Below are 4084 nucleotides of genomic sequence, written 5' to 3' on the forward strand. Positions count from 1 at the left end.
CGCCGTAGCCCGTTCGGGTGGGCACGGCGGCCGGACGCCGCCGTACGGCGCCGCTCCCGGGCGGTGCCGCCGGGGCGGGGCGCATGACCCCGCGCGCCTCGTCCGACCCGCTGCCGAAGGCGCTCGTCGCGGTCACCGCCGTCACCGCGATCGTCGACGCCGTGGCCTTCCTCGGGCTCGGGCAGATCTTCACCGCCTTCATGACCGGCAACCTCCTCTTCCTCGGCTTCGCGGCCGCCGGCGCGGACGGCCTGGAACCGCTCGGGTCCGGCACGGCGCTCACCGCGTTCGCCGCGGGCGCCGTCGTCGGCAGCCGGCTGGGTGCCGCGATGGCGGACCGCCGCTACCGCCTGTGGCTGTTCACCTCGGCGAGCACCGCGGCCACCCTGCTGGTCGCGGCGGGGGTCACGGCCATCGGCCTGGACCTGGTCGACCAGCGCGACCCGGTGCCGCGGCACCTGGTGGTGATCGCCCTGACCGCCCTCGCGATGGGCCTGCGCAGCGCCACGATGTGGCGGCTCGGGGCGGTGCTGAACACCACCCTGGTCACCGGCACCCTGGTCACCCTGATCCGGACCTCGGCCCTGGGCGGGGGGACCGGGGGCGAACTGCAGCGGTACCGGGCGGCCGGCCTGATGGCCGTCGTCGGCGGGGCGGCGATCGGCACCCTGCTGCTGCGGGTGGGCCTCTCCGCGGCCCTGCTGGCGGCGGCCGCCGGCGTCATGGCGGGCATGGGCGCCTACGTCGCGCACCCGGCGTCGCGGCGACGGCCCGGTAAGTGAGACGGCGCCGGGCGGGGCGGCGTCACCGGCGGGTGACCCGGAGCGCCACCACGTGCCAGTGGGTCTCCATCGCCTTGGGGTCGGCGGCGGCGCGGGCCCGCAGCCCCTCCGCGAGCGCCCCGGCCGCGGCGGCCACCTCCGCCTCGGACCGTCCCGGGTCGAGCGCGCTGAACAGGGACGGCTGGAAGGCCGCCTGGAAGAAGCCCGTCACCCCCTCGGCGAAGGCCGCGGCGTCCCCGCTCTCCTCGAACCGCTCCAGGTGCAGGTCGGGCAGGGCCACCAGGTCGTGCTCCTCGACCCGGAGCACCTCGGCCAGCGGCTCCGTGCGCAGCGGCGCGAGGAACTCCTCGGTGGTGCGGTTCCAGGTAGGGATCGTCATCCGCGCGTACTCGGCCGACGTGATCAGGCCCTGCCGCGCCAGGTCGCCCAGGACGTCGTCGGCGGCGTCCATCAGGCCCTCGGCGCCGCTGGCGCCGTCGTCGGTGCACGCCCCGCCCAGGACGACGAGCTGACCGCCGGAACGCAGCTCCCGCGCCCGATGGGTCAGGAACGCCTCCCAGTCCTGCCGGGACTGCTCCCGCAGCGCCTCGCGCACCGCGCCGGTGGCCCGGGAGCTGAAGACGTGGCCCATGATCGGACCGGGCACCCGGGAGAGCCAGTGCACGGCGATCGCGCTCCAGGCCAGGTGGAGTTCCGCGGTCGGGAACAGCGGTTCGTAGAAGGAGCGGGCCTGCGCGCAGGCGTACACGTCCGGCTCGCGCGCGTAGGAGTCGGGGGAGCCGGTGAGGGTGTCGAACAGGGCGTTGAAGTCGTTCGCCGGGATGTCGGTGTGGACCACCGTCACCGGGGTGCGGGCACCGGTGCGGGCACGCACCCCCTCGACCACGGCACGCAGCGGGGCCAGCGAGTTCGTCCCGGCCGCCGCACCGAGGTCCGCGACCCGGAACGGGGAGCCGTCGCGCGGCACGGCCATCGTCTCCAGGGCGCGGCGCAGCAGGGGCATCCCGTGGTCGGCGGCGCGGTGCTGCACGCGGGAGTGCCGGGCGTACCCGTGCCCCATGGCACCTTCACCGACCTGGGGGGTGTCCGACCCGCTCATACGCACCTCGCTCCGGCAGCTCTGCCCCCTCCTTCACCCTAGTCAGGGCGCCGCCGGCCGCCACCGGTGACGGCCGCGCGCCCGGTGGGCGGCCCGCCCGGTCCGGGCCTCAGGTGCTGTCGCGGTCCTGCGGCGGATGCTGCGCCCGCGGCCGCCTGTCGGGGCGCCCGGGGCCGCTCTCCCCGGCGGTCAGGTGCTCCAGCACCTCCATCAGCTCCTGGCAGGCCCGTTCCACCGACCGTCTGGTGTTGTGCTGTTCGGTGATCATCGCGGACAGCAGCAGGGCGGTCAGGGCCATCGCCCCGTTGAACGCCTGGAGATTCAGCATCACCTCGACCCGGTTCAGCTCCCGGAAGGGGCCGGCCCGGTCCGTCGCCGCGACGGTGGCCATCACGGAGGCCAGCAGCACGCACAGCATGCTGCCCGGCAGCTGGAAGCGCAGGGCCGCCCAGATCACCAGCGGGTACACCAGGAACAGCAGGCTGGCGGGGCTGCGGGTGGCGACCGGCACCAGGCAGCACGCGATGAGTGCCAGGCCCACCGCCTCCTTCCACCGGTCCCACCGCCACGGTCGGCGCAGCCGCAGCTGCCACAGGAGCAGCAGGACCGGGGTGACGATCAGTACCCCCATCGCGTCGCCCACCCACCACGCCAGCCACAGCGCCCAGAAGTTCTGCTCGCCGATCCCGGTCGTCGCCGCGAGCAGCCCGGCCCCGGTGCCGGAGCTGATCAGCATGGCGCCGAAGGCGCCCAGGAAGACGAGGGCCAGCCCGTCCCGCAGGCGGGCCAGGTCGGTGCGGAAGCCCACCCGGCGCAGCATCAGGTAGCCGCACACCGGGGCGGCGGTGCTGCCGGCGACCAGGCCGAGGGCGGAGGGCTCGGGGGAGGTCGTGAGGGACAGGATGACCGCGAAGGCGCCCAGCGAGATCCCCGGCCACGCCCCCAGGCCGTAGATCAGCAGCGCGGCCGTCGCGACGCCGGTGGGCGGCCAGATAGGGCTGACGACCGAGTCCTGGATGACCAGTTCGCGCAGCAGGCCCAGCCGTCCCGCGGCGAAGTAGCAGGCGGCGATCGCCAGCGTCCGTACGGTGAAGACGGCGGCTGCCCGCGGATCCAGGCTGGTCGTCACATCAGACATGAGACACCGGCGCCGCGCCGTCTGCGAGGCGGGAGCGGCGGGCCGCCGCCCTATGGCGCAGCGGTTCGCGGGTCGTGCGCGAGGACCAGGACGGCGGCGTCGTCGTCGTGCCCCACCCGTTCCGCGCCTCTGATCACGGAGGCGGCCAGCGCGTCCGCGTCCATGGCGGCGACGGCCGCGATGCCCGCCAGCCGCACGACCTGCCCCAGCCCTTCGTCGAGCGGCATCGACGGCCCCTCCACCACACCGTCGGTGAGCATCACGAACACCCCGCCCGTGGTCAGCCGGTAGCGGGTGACGGGGTAGACCGCGCCGGGCTGGACACCCAGCGGCGGGCCCCCCTCGTCGGCGGTGACGCCCGACCGGCCGTCCGCCGTGGCCCACACGCACGGCAGGTGGCCGGCCCGCGCGCTCTCCAGCACCCCGCTGGCGGGGTCGAGCCGCATGAAGGTGCAGGTGGCGAACAGCGACGAGCCCAGCGACAGCAGCAGGTCGTTGGTCCGGGCGAGCAGCTCCCCGGGTTCCCCGGTGACGGAGGCGAGGGCCCGCAGGCCGACCCGCACCTGGCCCATGAAGGCCGCCGCCTCGATGTTGTGCCCCTGCACGTCGCCGATCGACAGGGCGATCCGGCCGTCGGGCATGGGGAAGGCGTCGTACCAGTCGCCGCCGACGTTGAGGCCCTGGTAGGCGGGCGCGTAGCGGACGGCCAGGTGCACTCCGGGCGCCTCGGGCAGGTCCCGGGGCAGCATGCCGCGCTGGAGGGCGACGGCCAGCTCGACCCGGGAGCGCTGCACCTCGGCCTGCGCGCGTGCCTGGGCGGTCAGCGTCCCGAGTCTGGTCAGCAACTCGTCGCCGTCGTCCGCGGGGCCGGTACGGGACATGGATCACTCACTCGGGGCCGAGGACGAGGAGGCCCGTGATCGCCCTCCGGGCGAAAGGTACCTGTCCGGGTGTATCGGATCATAGTGCCGGTCAGTGGGGGGCAGCCAGTCCGTGTGCGGTCCTCCCCGGCCCCCGCGGCGGACGGCCCGCCGCGGCCCGGAGGCCGGGCCCGGGTCCCCGCCC

The 4084-nt window shown here is 75.4% G+C and carries 4 protein-coding genes; 1 reads left to right on the plus strand and 3 read right to left on the minus strand.

All coding sequences use genetic code 11. The annotated features are described in order from the left end of the window. The first annotated feature begins 83 nt into the window (after positions 1 to 83). Entirely contained in the window at positions 84 to 782 is a 699-nt protein-coding gene (locus G3I53_RS04070) for a YoaK family protein (protein WP_164438020.1), read from the plus strand. Between the two features lie 22 nt (positions 783 to 804). On the opposite strand, the gene G3I53_RS04075 is transcribed toward G3I53_RS04070, so the two are convergent. The 3 genes from G3I53_RS04075 to G3I53_RS04085 all read right to left on the minus strand — a co-directional run bounded on the left by G3I53_RS04075 (position 805) and on the right by G3I53_RS04085 (position 3900). Beyond that, positions 805 to 1842 carry a class I SAM-dependent methyltransferase gene (locus G3I53_RS04075; RefSeq protein WP_164337693.1) on the minus strand — a complete coding sequence of 346 codons (1038 nt, stop codon included), beginning with the start codon at positions 1840 to 1842 and terminating at the stop codon, positions 805 to 807. A 148-nt stretch (positions 1843 to 1990) separates the two neighbouring features. Then, positions 1991 to 3019: an MASE1 domain-containing protein gene (locus G3I53_RS04080; RefSeq protein WP_164337694.1), complete on the minus strand. Its 1029-nt coding sequence runs from the start codon at positions 3017 to 3019 to the stop codon at positions 1991 to 1993. Between the two features lie 50 nt (positions 3020 to 3069). Then, positions 3070 to 3900: a PP2C family protein-serine/threonine phosphatase gene (locus G3I53_RS04085; RefSeq protein ID WP_164337695.1), complete on the minus strand. Its 831-nt coding sequence runs from the start codon at positions 3898 to 3900 to the stop codon at positions 3070 to 3072. Positions 3901 to 4084: the final 184 nt, after the last annotated feature.

Origin of the sequence: Streptomyces sp. SID14436 (assembly GCF_010548465.1) — a bacterium.
Classification (GTDB): domain Bacteria; phylum Actinomycetota; class Actinomycetes; order Streptomycetales; family Streptomycetaceae; genus Streptomyces.